A 17,316-nucleotide genomic window follows, 5' to 3' on the forward strand; every position below is an offset into this window, starting at 1 on the left:
TGCAGGATGGGGGTGAGGCAGCCTGCTGCTCGATCCAGGCCTGGGGCTACAGTTGCAGAATTCGCGGACAAGTCCGCTCCCACGATAAGCAGATGCTACCTGTGGGAGCGGACTTGTCCGCGAAGCTTTTACGCGGTCTTCGTCCGTGACGCTGTTCCCCCGCAAGCAGACTACTGCCGTGGAACGCTTGCACGGCGTGAAACACTTTGCAAAATTCGCCCCGTTGAGCGGCATTCGCGGCCTGAATATATTTGCGCCCGTGATACCGGGCCCCTCTGGCGGTTAACACCGCGATGTCGGAATCACAGTCTGTTCAATCTGACTGTAGGAGGGGCTCATGACTGCCCTCGAACCGTTTCTCTTCGCCGACTTCCTCGGCACGGCCACCTGGTTGTGGCTGGTCTTCATCGCTGTCGTCATCTCCCTCTTGGCCTTCGACCTTGGCGTGCTGCATCGCGATAACCGCGAGATCGGCGTGCGCGAGAGCCTGTTGCTGTCGGGCGGCTACATCACTGCGGGTCTGTTGTTCGGTGTCTGGGTGTTCTTCCAGAAGGGCGGCGACGCCAGCATGGATTACCTCACCGGCTTTCTGATCGAGAAATCGCTGTCGATGGACAACGTGTTTCTCATGGCCATGATCTTCAGCTTCCTCGCCATCCCGCGGCAGTACCAGCACAAGGTGCTGTTCTGGGGAATCATGGGCGTGCTGGTGCTGCGGGCGATCATGATCGGCCTGGGCGCCGCACTGATCCACGAGTTCGCCTGGATCCTCTACGTGTTCGGCGCCTTCCTGTTCTTCACCGGCGTGAAAATGCTGTTCTCCAAACTCGACGATGCGCCGGACCTGCAGAACAACATGCTGGTCAAGTTCCTACGCAAGCACCTGCGCGTGACCGATGAGCTGCACGGCCAACGCTTCTTCGTGCGGCAGGACGATGGCAAGGGGCGCAGCGTGCTGTGGGTGACGCCGCTGTTCTTGGCGCTGATCCTGATCGAGTGCGCCGACCTGGTGTTCGCCATCGATAGCGTGCCGGCGATCTTTGCCATCACCCAGGACCCGTTCATCGTCTACACCTCGAACATCTTCGCCATCCTCGGCCTGCGTGCCCTGTACTTCGCCCTGGCGGCGCTGATCCACCGCTTCGCCTACCTCAAGTACGCGCTGGCCCTGGTGCTGGTGTTTATCGGCGCGAAGATCTTCCTGGTCGGCATCATCGGCAAGATCCCGGCTGCGGTGTCGCTGAGCGTGACCCTGGGCCTGCTGATCGGTGGCGTGCTGCTGTCGCTGTACAAGACCCGCGGCCAGCCGCCCGCCAATATCTGACCCATTAACCTGGCCTCGCCTTACGGGGTGAGACCGGTCTCGCAACCGGAGAAATTGAGATGTACCAATTCTGGAAAAACCGTCTGGCGCCCGTCGCGCTGGGCGTAGCGCTGATCACCTTGGCGGGCTGCGATGCCGCCGAGCAGTCCGCGCAGAAACTCGCCGAAGAGGCGAAGAAGGAAGCGCAGGCGCTGATCGAGGAGTCGGTCGGTGAGGTGGTGGACGAGGTCAACCGCCAAGTGGATTCTCTGCAGGAGTCCACCAATCGCGCCCTCGGCAAATCCGAGCAGGAGCGTGACGAGGGCGCCGAGGCCCGGCAGGAGCAGGAAGACGAGCCGGTAGCGAGCGTCGAAACCTGAGGTCTATGTCGGACGGCGGAGAAGCCTGTCCAGCAGTCTGGCTACGATCAGCCCAGGCAGGATCGCCAGGCCGAGCAAGTTGAGCTGGTTTAGCAGCAATTCACGGAAGATTTCCGCCGCGCTCCAGGTGTTGCCGTAGGAACTGGCAAACAGGTTCACGGCGCAGTATGCGGCGAGGCTGGCGCACAGGCTGTAGCTGAGCAACAAGGGCAGGGCTTTGCCTCTGCGTAGCAGGCCGCTGGCGGCCAGCAGCAGGAACGCGATCAGGCCAGGAAGGCTGGCGAGCACAAGTTCGATAGCGGGGTTGCTGCCCGGCTCCAGCAGCGATGGCCACTCCAGCCCCAGGCTGTCGTGGCGCAGTTTGTGGGTCAGCAGGGCGATGAACAGGCCGGTGCTGGGAATCAGGCACAAGCCCTGAACGAGGCGAATCAGGCTGGAAAACATGGCGTGGGAGGCGTGGCGGTCAGGTCTGCAGATGAGCGTCCAAGGATACGGCAACGAACAGCGGTTCGCTGCTTATCACGCGCAGCCCCTCGGGGCCGCTTTCCAGTAAGCGGCGTTCGTGGTGTGCAATCTGCAGTTCGAGGTCGTAGCCTGCGCTGCCCAAGTCGCTGGCGAGAGACGCGATGGCCGCCTGGGCCTGGGGAACATCGGACTGGAAATACCCCAGCAACTGCTCGTTGCGGCTGATGACGAGGCGGAAGGTCGGCATGCTGGTTCTCCTGGGTGACATTGCAGTTGGGCCGGGGCGGGCGTAGATATCACAAGGCGCAGTGGCTGCCAGCCAACTCGACGCGGCCAAAGCTGGCGCCCACGTTGAGCGGGGTGATGGCCAGCAACTGGTCCAGGCGCAGCTCCTGCTGGCCCGCGTCGCCTTGCACCAGCAGAAACTCCTCCTTGCTGGCGGCCGTGCGCGTGGTCAGTGCTCTGGCCTCGAAGCTGAGGCCATCGAGCCGTTCGATGCGCAGGCGGTAGCCGTGCATGCAGGCGATTTCCAGGTAGTCGTGCAAATCGCAGTTCAGGGGGCGATAGGTGTTCATGGATGTCTCCTAGCAATCTTGCAGGGGAATGATGAAGTAGCCCTTACTGCTGATGGCCGCCGCGATCTCCGGGTGAGCCGGCTGGCTGTGGCAGAACTGGCAACGGCTCTGTTCGATGGCGTCTTCCTGCAGGCCGCGCTCGGCCATCCAGTCCCTGGCGAACTGGTTGGCGTGCGCCTGATCGTTGCCTTCGATCAACACATCGAAGTGCAGATAGCGGCCGTCGCGCGTACGTACGTGGGTATCGAAAACATTCACTTTCATGATTCTCTCCTCGGCGGTCAGCGAGACGCCGAGCGGCGTCTCGCATGTACTGCACTTACTTCAGGTCGTCGATCGAGGCGCCGAAGTTCAGGTGCAGCACCTGGCCGTCGACCACCAGCGCGGGCACCGACTTGACCCCGGCCTGTTCGGCTTCCGCGACGCGCGTGGCCTGGTCGCCGAGGTGAACGATCTCCACCTTGACCTCCGGAGCCAGCAGATTCAGCAGGGTTTGTTCGGCCGATACGCAAACGGGGCAACCGGCGTGATAGAAGCGTGCTTGAGTCATGATCAATCTCCTGTTGGGTAATTTAGTATCGATTCGATACTGATGCGAAGATTGCCCGCAAAACATCCTTTGTCAATATGGTATTTAGTCGATACTATGTTTCGACAGGAGTGATACATGACCGACACGACTCTCTTCGATCTACTTGAACGGCTTTCAAGCCTGACCCGCATCTGGTTTCGCCAGCACCCGCTGCTGGCCGAGCTGCAGCCCATCCAGCTGAGTGCGCTGATGTACCTGGCGCGCTGCAACCGTTATTCGAATACGCCGCTGGGGGTGACCGACTACCTTGGCCTGACCAAGGGCACGGTGTCGCAGTCGCTCAAGGCGCTGGAGGGCAAGGGGTTGATCGTCAAGACGCAGGACGCACGCGACAAGCGCAGCGTGCACCTGGCGCTCACCGAGCCGGCCTGGGAGCTGCTGCAGGCGCTGTTGCCGCCCGATTTTCTGGCCGCTGGCGAGGCCCGCCTGGGGGCTAGAGGCGAGCAGCTCAAAGCCCTGCTGACCGACCTTCTGCGCGAAATCCAGCGCGACAACGATGTGCCTGGCTTCGGGCTGTGCGGCAGCTGTCGTTTTCACCAACAGATCGATGGCGAATCGTTCTGCAGTCTGACCCAGGAACCGCTGGCGCCAGACGATGCCAAGCTGATCTGTCGTGAACATCAACCCCCGGAGGCCGCATGACCCGCCTGATTCTCGATGCATTGCTTACCGGGCGGGCGCAGCCGTTCACCCGACCCGGCTCGCGCAGCGGCATTGCCAAGACGTCACGCCAGGAGCCGCTGGCGGCGACCGCATTGGGGCTGGCTGGCGACGAGCAGGGCGACCTGCGGGTGCACGGCGGCGTGGAGAAGGCCATCCATCACTACCCGCGCGAACACTACGCCGCCTGGCTTAGCGAGCTTGGCGAACATCCTCTGCTGGCGCAGCCCGGCGCTTTCGGCGAGAACTTCAGTACCACAGGGTGGACCGAAAATGATGTTTGCCTGGGCGATCTCATACGGGCCGGCAGCGCCTTGCTGCAGGTGTCCCAGGGGCGCATGCCATGCTGGAAGCTGAGCGACCGCTTCGGCGTCGCCGATCTGGCGCTGCGCGTGCAGCAGTCCGGCCGCACCGGCTGGTACTACCGAGTTGTTGAGGAGGGCATGGTTCGGGTCGGCGACCCTCTGCAGTTGCTGGAACGCACCCATGCCGATTGGCCGCTGAGTCGGCTTTCGGCAGTGTTGTTCGACAGGCGGGTGGAGCCCGAGCTGTTGCGTGAATGCCTGGCTCTGCCACTGGTGCCGTCCTGGCGCAAAACCCTGGAGCGGCGTCTGCAGAAAACCGAAGTCGAGGACTGGGCACCGCGGCTGGAAGGGCGGCCGACCATCGCGAATCCTTGACGCACCACGCGCTTCGCCTTTTTGCTTCCTGCCGGCTCAGTGCCTGCGTGGCACCGACTTGAGCAACTCGTCCGGTGGCATCTCACACTGGATCTTGCGGCCGATCAGCGCTTCGATCGGCGGCAGGGCGAAGGCGTCGTCTTCGCCGGCGAAGCTGATCGAGGTGCCGCTGGTGCCGGCGCGGCCGGTACGGCCGATGCGGTGCACGTAGTCGTCCGGGTCTTCCGGCAGAGTGAAGTTGATCACGTGGCTGATACCGTCGACATGGATGCCACGGCCGGCCACGTCGGTGGCCACCAGCACGCGGATATGCCCGGCGCGGAAGCCTTCGAGCACCTTGATGCGCTTGTGCTGCGGCACGTCGCCGGACATCTGCGCGGCGCTGACGCCGTCGCGGGTCAGGCGCTCTTCGATGCGGCGCACTTCGTCCTTGCGGTTGGCGAAGACCATCACCCGGTCCCAGGCGTTCTGCGTCACCAGGTTGTAGAGCAGCTTGTACTTGTCGCTGGAAGCGACGGCGTAGACGTGCTGCTCGACGGTTTCGCTGGCGACGTTGGTGGGCTCGATCTCGACGATGGCCGGGTTGACCGTCCACTGCTTGGCCAGGTTCATCACGTCGTCGGTGAACGTGGCGGAGAACAGCAGGGTCTGGCGGTCGCCCTTCATCGGCGTCTGGCGGATGATCTGGCGCACCTGCGGGATGAAGCCCATGTCGAGCATGCGGTCGGCTTCGTCGAGCACCATTACCTCGACCATGTCCAGGTGCACCTCGCCGCGCTGGTTGAAGTCCAGCAGGCGGCCCGGGGTGGCCACGAGGATGTCGCAGAAACGCGACTCCAGCTGCTTGAGCTGCTTGTCGAAGTCCATGCCGCCGACGAAGCTCATGACGTTGAGCTTGGTGTACTTGGTCAGCTCGGCGGCGTCCTTGGCGATCTGCACCACCAGTTCGCGGGTCGGCGCGATGATCAGCGCACGCGGCTCGCCCATGTAGCGCTCTTTCGGCGCCGGGGTCTGCAGCAACTGGGTGATGATCGAGATGAGGAAGGCGGCAGTCTTGCCGGTGCCGGTCTGGGCGCGGCCGATGGCGTCCTGGCCCTTGAGGGTGTAGCCCAGCACGCCGGCCTGGATCGGTGTGCAGTAGGGGAAGCCGAGATCGTGGATGGCGTGCATCAGCTCGGGAGCGAGCTTGAAGTCATGGAAGCGCATCTTGCCTTCGGCCGGCTCGACCACGAAATCTTCCAGCTTCCAGGTGTCTACCGGCTTGGCTGGGCGCTCGCGGCGCGGCTTGTCGGCTTTCGGCGGGCGCGGCGGCTGTGGCGCCGGGCTGTCGCCAGCCGGTTCGTCTGCGCTGCGGGCGGGCTTGTTCCTGCGCGGGCGCTTGTCGTCTGCGCCACGGCTCTGGGCGGGCGCTGCTACGGGTGACGGCGCTGGTTGCGGCTGCTCGTCTTCGGCCTTGCCGAACATTTTCTTGAGTGCTTTGAGCACGGGCTTCTCATCGACTGGTTAAGGAGTGAACGCCCGCCAGTGTAATGCAAGACGCGGGCGTGGCGAAGTGCTTCGCTCGCGTCTGTCAAGCGTACTGTGCGGTCAGTGCGTCATTTCTCCGGCAGGCTGGCCAGCAGCAGGCGCTGGACATTGCCGCCCATGATCGCGGCGATGGCTGTGTCGTCGAAGCCGGCGCCTTGCAGGCCTTCGGTGATCTGCGCTAGGCCGGTTACATCGAACGGCGTGTGCACGGCGCCGTTGAAGTCCGAACCCAGGGCGACGTGCTCGACGCCGACCTTGTCCGCGGTGTAACGAATGGCTTTGACGATGGCGGCGACCGAGGTGTCGCACACCGCGGTGCTCCAGTAGCCGATACCGATCACCCCACCGGTGGCGGCGATGGCCTGCAGGTGCTTGTCGCTGAGGTTGCGTGTGCCGGCGCAGGTGCCCTCGACTCCGGTGTGCGAAACCAGTACCGGACGCTTGGCCATGGCCAGTACGTCATCGATCAGCGGCCGCGAAGCGTGGGCCAGGTCCACCAGCATGGATTTTTCTTCCAGGCGCGCGATGACCTGCCGGCCTAACGGGGTGAGCCCGCCTTTTTCCTGGCCGTGGGCGGAGCCACCGACCTCGTTGTCGAAGAAGTGGGTCAGGCCGGCGATACGGAAGCCTGCGTCATACAGCACGTCGATGTTTTCCAGCTTGCCTTCGATGGGTTGCAGGCCCTCGGTGGCGAGCAGGCCGGCGACGCGGCGCGGGTCCTTTTCCCAGGCTTCGACGAAGTTCGCCAGGTCCGCGCGGGTGCGGATCAGCACCAGACGACCATCACTGCCAGCGGCGGCGTCCTGGAGTTTCTGTGCCTGGTACAGCGCGCGTTGCAGCAGGCTGTTCCAGGTTTCCCGCGGCCAGCGCTGAGCCATGGCCAGCAGGGTGATGTTGTCGCTGTCGGCGCCGTTGCTCTCCATGTTCAGGCCGCGCGGAGTCTTGGTCACGGTGGAGAACACCTGCAGGCCGAGGCGGCCTTCGAGCATGCGCGGCAGGTCGGAATGGCCATAGTCGTAGCGCTTGAGCAGGTCGCGCTCCCAGAGCAGCGCATCGTCGTGCAGGTCGGCGACGAACAGGCCCTGGTGGAGCTTTTGCGCGCTGGCACTGGCCGCATAGGGTGGCGGGTTGGCGACGCTGTTCATCTGCGCGTCGATCACTTGCGGCAGGCCGAGCACGGCGAGGGCGGAGAGGGGAATCAGCAGAAGCAGGGCGATCAGCAGTTTGCGCATGAGAAGCCATCCGGGCATGTTGTTATGCCCGGCACTCTAGCAGGGAAGCGTAGTGTCCGGCGCGCTCGGGTACGTGTGCGCAGCGATGTTGGCAACGCTCAGCCGCAGAGGCAGTTGCGACCCTGTTGCTTGGCCTGGTACAGCGCCGCATCGGCACGCGCGATCAGGCCCTGCAGGCTGTCCGGCTGTTGTATCTGCGCCAGACCGATGGAAATGGTGACGCCGGGCAGCACGCCAACCGGCGAGTAGAACGAGGCGATCTGCTCCAGGCTGACGCGCAGGCGCTCGCCAATGCCGCGCGCGGCCTCGGCAGCGATCTCAGGTAAGAGGATGACGAACTCCTCGCCACCGAAACGTATCAGGCTGTCCTTGGGCCTGAGCTGGCTGCTCAGGGTATGCGCCACCAGGCACAGGGCGTAGTCGCCGGCCAGATGGCCGTGCTGGTCGTTGTAGGCCTTGAAGTGGTCGACATCGAGCATCAGCAGCGACATGGGTTCATCGTTGAAGGCGCAGCGGGTGCTCTCGCGCTCGAACACGTGCTCCAGCCAGCGTCGGTTGAAGCAGCCGGTCAGGGTGTCGACGTTGGCGTTCTGCTCGCTGTCGAGAATCTTCCGGTTGCCCTGACGCACGCGGTCGCAGAGCAGCTCCAGCAGGTTCTGCATCATCTGTGGGGATTGCTCGAACAGCGCCACCAGGGATTCGCGATGCAGGCGCAAGACGATGGAGGGGCGCTCGGCTACCACGTAGGCAGAAGGATGCTCGTTGTCGATGAAGCTGATTTCACCCGCGCAGTCGCCGACTTCGAGGGTGCTGACGGCCTGGTTGTCCAGTGAACCGAGGTAGACGCGCAGCTGGCCTTCTATCAGCAGATAGAGGTGCTGGTTGCGGTTGAAAGGGGAAAGCAGCACTTCGCCTGCTTCCAACTCGCAGGCACGAAACTCCCGCAGCAACTGATCGAGGCTGCTGGTGGCGACATTCTGAAAGAGTCGCAACTGCTGGACTTGCTGCAGGTCTGCCTGCCAGTGCGCCGGTTTCATCGCAATCTCGTCGGGCCTGGCCGGGGGAATAGGCCGTAGGGCTCCACCAACGCTCCCTGTCGTGTCTACGGATCGCTCGACATTATTCCGCCGCTGGAGGCCTGGCAATGCCTGTCCCAAGCCAGACCGACCAATGGCGGCACGAAAGTGCAAAGTTGTTAACTGGCGCGCGTCCTTGCGCGCTCTGGATCACGTTGCGAAGTGAATACGATGGCCTACTGCATAGCCGGCCAGGCGCTCGCCGATGGCCTCGGCAAGTGCCTGATCCTGATTCGGCAGGTGAACGTGAGCCAGTTGACCGGCCTTGTCGTCGCTCAGCACTTCGACCCGAGCGGCAGGATGCAGCTCGCCGACGGCAGCTTGGTAGACGCGGGTGATGGCATCGAAGCGCAGCGCCGGCTTGAATGTCTTGCCCACTGCGGTGAGCGGCATGGCATCGATGATCCAGGCGTCCTTGGGAATTGCGGCGCGCTCGGGAATGTGCGCGGCGGCATGCTCGAGCAGTTCCGCCTCGCTGATCTGGCTGCCGGGTTTGAGCTGCACGTAGACCACCGGCAGCTCGCCGGCCTTCTCATCCGGCTTGCCCACGGCAGCGGCCATGGCCACGGCCGGGTGCTTGTGCAGGGCTTCTTCGATCATCTGCGGGTCGATGTTGTGGCCGCCGCGGATGATCAGGTCCTTGCTGCGGCCGGTCAGCCAGATATAGCCATCGACGTCGACGCGGCCAAGGTCGCCGGTGTTGAACCAGTCGCTATCGACCCAGATGCCGGTATTCTTGCTCGCCTGCAGATAGCCCTTGAACACCGTGGCGCCACGGATGCACAGGTTGCCGATTTCATTTGGCGCGGCATCGCGAACGTAGTGTCCCTGTTCGTCGAGCACCTTGATGCGCACCTCGCAGTAAGGCATCGGCAGGCCGATGGAACCAGGGCGGCGTTCGCCGGCTGGCGGGTTGGCGCAGCTGCCACAGGTGCCTTCGGTCAGGCCGTAGCCTTCGATCAGGGTCAGGCCGGTCTTGGCCTCGAACTGGCGGATCAGCTCGACAGGCATCGGCGCCGCGCCGCACAGCGCGTATTTCAGCGAGGACAGATCATGGCCCTCGCTGGGCACCTGCAGCAGGCCGGCATAGATGGTGGGCACGCCGCTGAAGAAGCTGACCTTGTGGCGTTCGATCACTTTCCAGAAATTGCCGATCAGCGTGGTGTTGCGATAGCCCTGCGGCGTGGCCAGCAGCACCTCGGCGCCACCGATGAAGGCCGCCAGGCCGGTGACGATCACACCGTTGACGTGAAACAGCGGCAGGCCGCAGAGCGTCACGTCTCCGACGCCGAAGCGGGTCACCAGGTTCATGCTATAGGCCATGGCCACTTCGTTGCCGTGGCTGTGCGGCGCCAGTTTCGGCGTGCCGGTGGTACCGCCGGTATGGAAGTAGCTGGCGATGTCCTCGGCGGCGATCACGCGTCCGCTTTCCAGATGGTCGGCGGGGCAGGCGGCGATGGTTTCATCGAAATCCAGCACGCCGTCCGGCAACGGGCCGCGCTGGGCCTTGAGCGCACTGCGTTGCGGTTCCGGCAACAGGTTGGCCATGTCCACGCAGAGAATCGCCTTGAGCTCCGGCAGTTGATCGCGCAGGGCCTCGACCTTGTCCCACAGGTCGGTGCCGGGGAAGGGCGCCAGGGTCACCAGTAGTTCGGACTCGGAGGCATGGATCAGTTCGGCGATGTGCTCGGGATCGAGCAGCGGGTTGATCGCGTTGACGATCCCCGCCGCCTCGCCGCCCCAGATGGTGTAGTGGGTCTGCGGCAGGTTGGGCAGCAGGAACGAGACTGCCTTGCCCGGGCGTAAACCCAGGCGATGAAAGGCATTGGCGGTCTGGGTGATCCTGGCCAGCAGCTCGGCATAGCTCAGGCGCAGTGGCGTTTCATCGCCCGTGCCCTGGAGGATGAACGACAGCGCCGGTGCATCGGGGTTGGCCTGTGCCGTGCGGCGGATCAGCTCGAAGGTGCTGCCGGGTAGATCGCGCTCGCTCAACGGCGTGCTCTCGATCTGCTCGATATCCTGCAGGGTGCGAATCAGGGGCGCTGTGCTCATTTATCGTGCATCTCTTCGGTTCGGTCAGTTGGCCAGCAACTGGCCCAACCATTCGGCGATATCGCGAATCTCTTCCGGCAGGACCTCGTGGGTCATCGGATAGTCGCGCCATTGCACCTGTGCGCCACTGGCGTGCAGGCGGTCGTACGCGGCACGTCCCATGTCGGGTGTCACCACGTCGTCGAATCTGCCATGCAAACAAAGCACCGGCAGTTGTCTTTTTGTATCCGCCAGCTGCATGTCGTCACTGAAGGTCGGCGCGTAGGTCGACAGCGCCAACACCCCGCCGAGGCTCTGTTGGTAACGCAGGAAGGCGGTGTGCAGCACCACCGCGCCACCCTGGGAAAAGCCGGCCAGGACGATGCGCTCGGCGGCGATGGCGCTTTCGCGCTCGGCTTCGATCAGCGCGATTACCTCATCGGCGGACTCGTCCAGCTGCGCCTGGTCGATGGCGCGTGCCGGGCTCATGGCAAGGATGTCGTACCAGCTCGGCATGCTCCAGCCGCCATTGATGGTGACCGGGCGGGTCGGCGCCTGCGGCAGGATGAAACGCGTGGTCGGCAGGCGTTCCTGCAGCATCTCGGCGACCGGCAGGAAATCGTAGCGGTCAGCGCCCAGCCCGTGCAGCCAGATCACGCTGGCATCGGCGGTTTGCGGGGGCTGCAGAATCATGGGTGCGGTCATTGGTAGCTCCAGTGTGGTGCAGGTGCCTTTATTTGGGGCGGCACCCTTTTCAAGGCTTGGCTAATCTGTGAACAAGTTGTCGCACGGGTGAATCTTTTGCGCTTGACCCCTTTGGATACGGCAGTTCGCCGTGTGCTGGTACGGGGCTTGCTATGCCTCATCCGGACTGACGACGCGGTGCGCTAACGGTAACACTGTGTAATGCGCGCTGCTCAACAGGCAGGAATCTGCTGTGGGGGGTTCCTAACCAGACCGTCGGGGCGGTGATACGCCCAGGCGGATGACGATCCGTCTCAAGCCCGTTCAACCAATGGGCAGGGCAGGAGCAGTTGGCCAGCAGAGGGTAATGCCGACTAGACTCCCGCCTGACGTTCGAACTTCTCGTCGATACCGTTGCTGCCAGCGGATCGCAAGCCTCAAAAGGGTGGGGAAGGCGGACGGAGACTCCAACACAACAAGAGCAACTGGAGGTTTTTGATGAAGATGGTGAAATCCACCCTGGCTGTTCTGACTACCGCAGCTGTGCTCGGTGTCAGTGGTTTTGCTCAGGCAGGCGCCACCCTGGATGCGGTGCAGAAGAAAGGCTTCGTGCAGTGCGGTATCAGCGACGGTCTGCCTGGTTTCTCCTACGCCGATGCAAAGGGCAATTACATGGGCCTGGACGTCGACGTCTGCCGCGCGGTTGCAGCCGCGGTGTTCGGTGACGCGACCAAGGTCAAGTACAGCCCGCTGACCGCCAAGGAGCGCTTTACCGCGCTGCAGTCCGGCGAAGTCGACATCCTTTCGCGCAACACCACCTGGACCAGCTCGCGCGATGCGGCGCTGGGCCTGAACTTCACCGGCGTGACCTACTACGACGGTCAGGGCTTTCTGGTGAACAAGAAGCTGGGGGTTTCCAGCGCCAAGGAACTGGACGGTGCCACCGTCTGCATCCAGGCCGGTACCACCACCGAGCTGAACCTCTCCGACTACTTCCGTGCCAACGGCATGAAGTACACCCCCATCACCTACGATACCTCCGACGAGAGCGCCAAGTCGGTCGAAGCCGGTCGTTGCGACGTGCTGACCTCCGACCAGTCGCAGCTGTACGCACAGCGCATCAAGCTGGCCACCCCGGGCGACTACGTGGTGCTGCCGGAAGTCATCTCCAAGGAGCCGCTCGGCCCGTCCGTTCGTCAGGGTGACGAGGAGTGGTTCGATATCGTGCGCTGGACCCTGTTCGCCATGCTCAACGCCGAAGAGCTGGGCGTGACCTCGGCCAACGTCGAAGAAACCGCCAAATCCACCAAGAACCCGGACGTAGCCCGTCTGCTAGGGACCGAAGGTGAGTTCGGCAAGGACCTCAAGCTGCCGAAAGACTGGGCAGTGCAGATCGTCAAGCAAGTCGGTAACTACGGCGAGTCCTTCGACCGTAACGTCGGTGCCGGCAGCGAGCTGAAGATCGAGCGTGGTCTCAACGCCCTTTGGAACAAGGGTGGTCTGCAGTACGCACCGCCGGTGCGTTGACCGTCCACAGCGGCAGACGAGAATCTGTTCATAGGCTCGCGAGCTAGAGGCATGCAAGGAAAAAGCAGGCGAAGAAGCGCAGTTTACGAGTTGTAAATGAGCATTCTGAGCCTGTTTATGACGCAGCAGGCCCGACGCGCAGCAGACTATGGACCGGTTCTCGGGGGCTGCCGCTGTCGTTTCCGATTAAGTGAACTCCGGCCTGATTGTGTACGGCCGGGGCTTCCGTGAGGGTTGTCATGCATACGACTGCTAACGCCCCGCGCCCGCGTGGATCGCTTCTGAACGATCCGCAGGTGCGCGCCTGGGCTTTCCAGATCATTGCCGTTGTCGCCGTCGTGGCGCTCGGCTGGTTTCTCTTCCAGAACACCCAGGCCAACCTGGAGAAGCGCGGGATCATCTCCGGCTTCGCGTTCCTCAACAACAGCGCCGGCTTCGGTATCGCCCAGCACCTGATCGACTACACCGAGAGCAACAGCTACGGTCGCGTGTTCGTGGTCGGTCTGCTCAATACGCTGCTGGTGTCCTTCATCGGCATCGTGCTGGCCTCCATACTCGGCTTCGTGCTGGGCGTGGCGCGGCTGTCGCCGAACTGGCTGATCAGCAAACTGGCCACCGTCTATATCGAGATCTTCCGCAACATCCCGCCGCTGCTGCAGATCCTCTTCTGGTACTTCGCGGTCTTCCTCGCCCTGCCCGGACCGCGGCAGAGCCTGGATGTTGGCGAAACCTTCTTCCTCAACAGCCGTGGTCTGTACATGCCGGCGCCGAGCCCGTCGGAGAGTTTCGGCCTGTTCGTTGTGATCCTGCTGGCCACCATCGTCGGCATCATCGCGCTGGGGCGCTGGGCCAAGAAGCGCCGCGAAGCCACCGGCAAGATCTTCCCGCTGCTGTGGACGTCGCTGGCGCTGATCGTCCTGATCCCCGGGCTGACGGCTCTCGTCGCCGGCAACCCGTTGCACTGGAGCGTGCCGGAGCTGACCGGGTTCAACTTCCGCGGCGGCCGGGTGATGATCCCCGAGCTGATGGCGCTGACCCTGGCGCTGACCATCTACACCGCAGCCTTCATCGCCGAGAACGTGCGCTCGGGGATCATGGCGGTCAGCCATGGCCAGACCGAAGCCGCGCGTTCGCTGGGCCTGCGCCCAGGCATCACCCTGCGCCTGGTGATCATCCCGCAGGCACTGCGCGTGATCATCCCGCCGTTGACCAGCCAGTACCTCAATCTGGCGAAGAACTCCTCGTTGGCGGCCGGCATCGGCTACCCCGACATGGTCTCGCTGTTCGCCGGCACGGTACTTAACCAGACCGGTCAGGCGATCGAGGTCATGGCGATCACCATGAGCGTTTATCTGGCCATCAGCATCAGCATTTCCCTGCTGATGAACTGGTACAACAAGCGCATCGCGCTGACCGAGCGGTAAGGAGCAGCCATGCAGACCCATATCTTCAAGCCTGACCTGCCGCCGCCGAGCATGAGCGTCGGCGCGCTGGGCTGGCTCAAGGCCAACCTGTTCTCCAACTGGTTCAACACCCTGCTGACCCTGCTGGCGCTGTACCTGATCTGGCTCGTGGTTCCACCGCTTCTGCAGTGGGCGATCTTCGATGCCAACTGGGTGGGCAGCACCCGCGCAGACTGCACCAAGGAAGGCGCGTGCTGGGTGTTCATTCAGCAACGCTTCGGCCAGTTCATGTATGGCTTCTACCCCAGCGAGCAGCGCTGGCGGGTCGATGCCACCATCTGGCTGGCCATCGTCGGAGCTGCGCCGCTGTTCGTCCCGCAGATGCCGCGCAAGGCGTTCTATGGCGTGGCATTCCTGGTGATCTACCCGATCATCGCCTGGTGCCTGCTGCACGGCGGCGTGTTCGGCCTGAGCGTGGTGCCTACCAGCCGCTGGGGCGGCCTGATGCTTACATTGGTGATCGCCTACGTCGGCATCACCGGCGCCTTGCCGCTGGGCATCCTGCTGGCGCTGGGGCGACGTTCGAACCTGCCGGCGATCAAGGTCATCTGTGTCACCTTCATCGAATTCTGGCGCGGCGTGCCGCTGATCATCGTGCTGTTCATGTCTTCGGTGATGCTGCCGTTGTTCCTGCCCGAAGGCATGAGCCTCGACAAGCTGCTGCGAGCCCTGGTGATGGTGATCTTCTTCGAGGCCGCCTATATCGCCGAAGTGGTGCGCGGTGGCATGCAGGCCATCCCCAAGGGCCAGTACGAGGCGGCCGCGGCCATGGGCCTGGGCTACTGGCGGACGATGGGTCTGGTGATCCTGCCGCAGGCGCTCAAGCTGGTGATTCCAGGCATCGTCAACACCTTCATCGCCCTGTTCAAGGACACCAGCCTGGTGATCATCATCGGCCTGTTCGATCTGCTCAACAGCATCAAGCAGGCGACCACCGACCCGGCCTGGCTGGGCATGGCCACCGAGGGCTACGTGTTCGCCGCGCTGGTCTTCTGGATTTTCTGTTTTGGTATGTCCCGCTACTCCATGCATCTGGAGAGGAAGCTGGACACCGGCCACAAGCGTTAGGAGTTGATCAGTATTTGCTGCGCGTCGACCAGGCGTCGTTGAAAACACTCTCGGAATGCTCACGTACAACAGTACGCTCCGCTCCCTCGAATGTTTTCGCCTTGCCTGGCTCTAGCTCGCTAAATCCTGAATCGAGCCCCTCGATAGGAGTGAATTTATGAGTGAAGCAATCAAGCAACCCAGCGCCGAGCCGATGATCCTGCTGCAGGGCGTGAACAAGTGGTACGGCCAGTTCCACGTGCTCAAGGACATCAACCTCAGCGTGCAACCGGGCGAGCGTATCGTGTTGTGCGGGCCGTCCGGCTCGGGCAAGTCCACCACCATTCGCTGCATCAACCGTCTGGAAGAGCATCAGCAGGGGCGCATCGTGGTCGATGGCACCGAGCTGACCAGCGACCTCAAGCACATCGAGGCGATCCGCCGCGAAGTGGGCATGGTGTTCCAGCACTTCAACCTGTTCCCGCATCTGACCGTGCTGCAGAACTGCACCCTGGCGCCGATGTGGGTACGCAAGATGCCCAAGCGCCAGGCCGAGGAAATCGCCATGCACTTTCTCGAGCGTGTGCGCATTCCCGAACAGGCCCACAAGTTTCCGGGTCAGCTCTCCGGAGGTCAGCAGCAGCGTGTGGCGATTGCCCGTGCGCTGTGCATGAAGCCGAAGATCATGCTGTTCGACGAGCCGACCTCGGCCCTCGACCCGGAGATGGTGAAAGAGGTGCTGGACACCATGATCGGCCTGGCCGAAGACGGCATGACCATGCTCTGCGTGACCCACGAGATGGGCTTTGCCCGTACCGTGGCTAACCGGGTGATCTTCATGGACAAGGGCGAGATCGTCGAGCAGGCCGAGCCCAACACCTTCTTCACCAACCCGCAGAACGAGCGCACCAAGCTGTTCCTCAGCCAGATCCTGCACTGAGTCGGCGTCGCGTTGTGTATCAGGGAGCCTTCAGGCTCCCTTTTTCTTTGCCTGGTATTAACTGCGTCGCATGCGTTTGCGAAAGGCGCCGGGCGTTTCGTCGCACAGCTGTTTGAAGCGCTTGGCGAAGGTGGCGCGGTCGGCGAACCCGACTTCGCTGGCGATCTGCTCCAGTGACTGCGTCGAGTCGGCCAGCGCCTGTTGCGCGACGCTGATGCGCAGGCGCTGCAGGTAGTCGCCTGGGGTCAGCCCGGTGCCCTGTTTGAAACGGCGCAGCAGGGTGCGCGCCGAGCAATGGGCCTGCTGCGCCAGGCGGTTGAGATCAATGGCCTCGGCGTGGTGTTCGCGCAGCCAGGCCAATAGCGGCGCCAGTGCCTTGTCTTCGGTGTTGGGTAGCAGTGGAGCGAAGCGCGTCTGCGTGCCGCGCTGGCGCTCGATCACCATGGCACTGGCCACTTGTTGTGCGAGCCATTCGCCGGCATACCGGCCGATCAGGTGCAGGCACAGGTCAAGCCCGGCCTGTGCGCCCCCGGAGCAGAACAACGGGCCATCTTCGGTCAGCAGCAGGTCGCTGCGCAGGTTTACCTGGGGAAAGTGGTGCGAGAAGGCCCCGGCCAGTGCCCAGTGGGTGGTGGCCTGGCGACCATTGAGCAGACCGGCTGCTGCCAGCAGGAAGGCGCTGCTACACAGGCTCGCTACTTGCTGTCGGTCGCGTCGAGCCAGCCAGGGCAGGAGTCTGGCGTTGCTCTCCAGAGTCTTGCTGATGGCGCTGCCGGTGGCGGGCACGATCAGCAGGTCGGCCTGTTCGGCCAACTGCAGGCCGCCATCGACCCGGATCTGCGCGAAATCCAGCTGCACCGACTGTCCATCGAGGCTGAAGCGCTGCAGCTCGAAGCCCGGCGTATCGGCGAGGCGATTGGCCAGGCTGAAGGCGTCCTGCGCCATGCTCAGGCTGGAGCAGATGGTTTGCGGGCAGATATAAAGGGCGATGCGCAGCATGAAACCGGCTCTTGTGTGGATTTGGCGATTATTGACACAAGGTTGTCTTTATCGCCAGTCGTCACCGGATTCTCCCGCGCACAAACTAGGCTGCATTCACGTGCCGTAGCGCGCATGCGCGCCGGTCACCACCAG

19 protein-coding genes are annotated in these 17,316 nt (G+C 63.3%); 8 read left to right on the forward strand and 11 right to left on the reverse strand.

Translation table 11 applies throughout. From position 1 onward, the window contains the following. Positions 1–337: 337 nt before the first annotated feature. Complete coding sequence (locus B2U07_RS20275; protein ID WP_197858292.1) at positions 338–1,324, forward strand: TerC family protein; 987 nt, start codon at positions 338–340, stop codon at positions 1,322–1,324. 59 nt (positions 1,325–1,383) lie between these two features. Next, positions 1,384–1,683, forward strand: coding sequence for a hypothetical protein (locus B2U07_RS20280; protein ID WP_275546032.1), 300 nt, complete (start codon positions 1,384–1,386; stop codon positions 1,681–1,683). A 3-nt stretch (positions 1,684–1,686) separates the two neighbouring features. Here B2U07_RS20280 and B2U07_RS20285 read toward each other — a convergent pair whose 3' ends face one another. From B2U07_RS20285 to B2U07_RS20305, 5 genes are read right to left on the reverse strand one after another with little or no spacing between them, the layout of a single operon-like run. Next, positions 1,687–2,127 carry a hypothetical protein gene (locus B2U07_RS20285; RefSeq protein WP_275546031.1) on the reverse strand — a complete coding sequence of 147 codons (441 nt, stop codon included), beginning with the start codon at positions 2,125–2,127 and terminating at the stop codon, positions 1,687–1,689. Between the two features lie 19 nt (positions 2,128–2,146). Then, a complete protein-coding gene (locus B2U07_RS20290) occupies positions 2,147–2,395 on the reverse strand; it encodes a cytoplasmic protein (RefSeq protein ID WP_275546030.1) in 249 nt (82 codons plus the stop codon). Between the two features lie 49 nt (positions 2,396–2,444). After that, positions 2,445–2,723, reverse strand: coding sequence for a Rho-binding antiterminator (locus B2U07_RS20295; RefSeq protein WP_275546029.1), 279 nt, complete (start codon positions 2,721–2,723; stop codon positions 2,445–2,447). Positions 2,724–2,732: 9 nt separating this feature from the next. Beyond that, positions 2,733–2,987 (reverse strand): DUF2024 family protein, encoded by a 255-nt coding sequence (locus tag B2U07_RS20300; RefSeq protein ID WP_275546028.1) that lies wholly within the window; start codon positions 2,985–2,987, stop codon positions 2,733–2,735. 55 nt (positions 2,988–3,042) lie between these two features. Further along, positions 3,043–3,273: a thioredoxin family protein gene (locus B2U07_RS20305; protein WP_197858303.1), complete on the reverse strand. Its 231-nt coding sequence runs from the start codon at positions 3,271–3,273 to the stop codon at positions 3,043–3,045. A gap of 117 nt (positions 3,274–3,390) precedes the next feature. Between B2U07_RS20305 and B2U07_RS20310 the strand changes: the two genes are divergently transcribed. Both B2U07_RS20310 and B2U07_RS20315 read left to right on the forward strand, forming a co-directional pair. Then, positions 3,391–3,957: a MarR family transcriptional regulator gene (locus tag B2U07_RS20310; protein ID WP_197858304.1), complete on the forward strand. Its 567-nt coding sequence runs from the start codon at positions 3,391–3,393 to the stop codon at positions 3,955–3,957. Next, positions 3,954–4,655, forward strand: coding sequence for an MOSC domain-containing protein (locus B2U07_RS20315; protein ID WP_275546027.1), 702 nt, complete (start codon positions 3,954–3,956; stop codon positions 4,653–4,655). Before B2U07_RS20310 ends, B2U07_RS20315 begins: the two co-directional genes overlap by 4 nt. A gap of 36 nt (positions 4,656–4,691) precedes the next feature. Here B2U07_RS20315 and rhlB read toward each other — a convergent pair whose 3' ends face one another. The 5 genes from rhlB to B2U07_RS20340 form a co-directional block, all read right to left on the reverse strand. After that, complete coding sequence (gene rhlB / locus B2U07_RS20320; protein ID WP_275546026.1) at positions 4,692–6,140, reverse strand: ATP-dependent RNA helicase RhlB; 1,449 nt, start codon at positions 6,138–6,140, stop codon at positions 4,692–4,694. Between the two features lie 110 nt (positions 6,141–6,250). Next, a complete protein-coding gene (locus B2U07_RS20325; protein WP_275546025.1) occupies positions 6,251–7,414 on the reverse strand; it encodes a dipeptidase in 1,164 nt (387 codons plus the stop codon). Positions 7,415–7,512: 98 nt separating this feature from the next. Then, positions 7,513–8,451 carry a GGDEF domain-containing protein gene (locus B2U07_RS20330; protein ID WP_197858309.1) on the reverse strand — a complete coding sequence of 313 codons (939 nt, stop codon included), beginning with the start codon at positions 8,449–8,451 and terminating at the stop codon, positions 7,513–7,515. 189 nt (positions 8,452–8,640) lie between these two features. Next, positions 8,641–10,542, reverse strand: a complete 1,902-nt coding sequence (locus B2U07_RS20335) for an acyl-CoA synthetase (protein WP_275546024.1) — start codon at positions 10,540–10,542, stop codon at positions 8,641–8,643. Between the two features lie 24 nt (positions 10,543–10,566). Further along, on the reverse strand, positions 10,567–11,226 hold the full coding sequence (locus B2U07_RS20340; protein ID WP_275546023.1) for an alpha/beta hydrolase: 660 nt from the start codon (positions 11,224–11,226) through the stop codon (positions 10,567–10,569). Between the two features lie 477 nt (positions 11,227–11,703). On the opposite strand from B2U07_RS20340, the gene B2U07_RS20345 reads away from it, so the two are divergent. From B2U07_RS20345 to B2U07_RS20360, 4 genes are all read left to right on the forward strand, one after another. Then, a complete protein-coding gene (locus B2U07_RS20345) occupies positions 11,704–12,732 on the forward strand; it encodes an amino acid ABC transporter substrate-binding protein (RefSeq protein ID WP_197858315.1) in 1,029 nt (342 codons plus the stop codon). A 239-nt stretch (positions 12,733–12,971) separates the two neighbouring features. Next, a complete protein-coding gene (locus B2U07_RS20350) occupies positions 12,972–14,156 on the forward strand; it encodes an amino acid ABC transporter permease (RefSeq protein ID WP_275546022.1) in 1,185 nt (394 codons plus the stop codon). Between the two features lie 9 nt (positions 14,157–14,165). Continuing rightward, the gene (locus B2U07_RS20355) at positions 14,166–15,263 is read left to right on the forward strand and encodes an amino acid ABC transporter permease (RefSeq protein WP_275546021.1); all 1,098 of its coding nucleotides are present in this window, start codon (positions 14,166–14,168) and stop codon (positions 15,261–15,263) included. Positions 15,264–15,420: 157 nt separating this feature from the next. Beyond that, on the forward strand, positions 15,421–16,182 hold the full coding sequence (locus B2U07_RS20360) for an amino acid ABC transporter ATP-binding protein (protein ID WP_275546020.1): 762 nt from the start codon (positions 15,421–15,423) through the stop codon (positions 16,180–16,182). A 57-nt stretch (positions 16,183–16,239) separates the two neighbouring features. On the opposite strand, the gene B2U07_RS20365 is transcribed toward B2U07_RS20360, so the two are convergent. Then, on the reverse strand, positions 16,240–17,181 hold the full coding sequence (locus B2U07_RS20365) for a GlxA family transcriptional regulator (protein WP_275546019.1): 942 nt from the start codon (positions 17,179–17,181) through the stop codon (positions 16,240–16,242). Between the last annotated feature and the right edge of the window lie 135 nt (positions 17,182–17,316).

The sequence above is a fragment of the Pseudomonas sp. UBA7530 genome, from assembly GCF_002479365.1.
In the GTDB taxonomy this organism is placed as follows: Bacteria; Pseudomonadota; Gammaproteobacteria; order Pseudomonadales; family Pseudomonadaceae; genus Aquipseudomonas.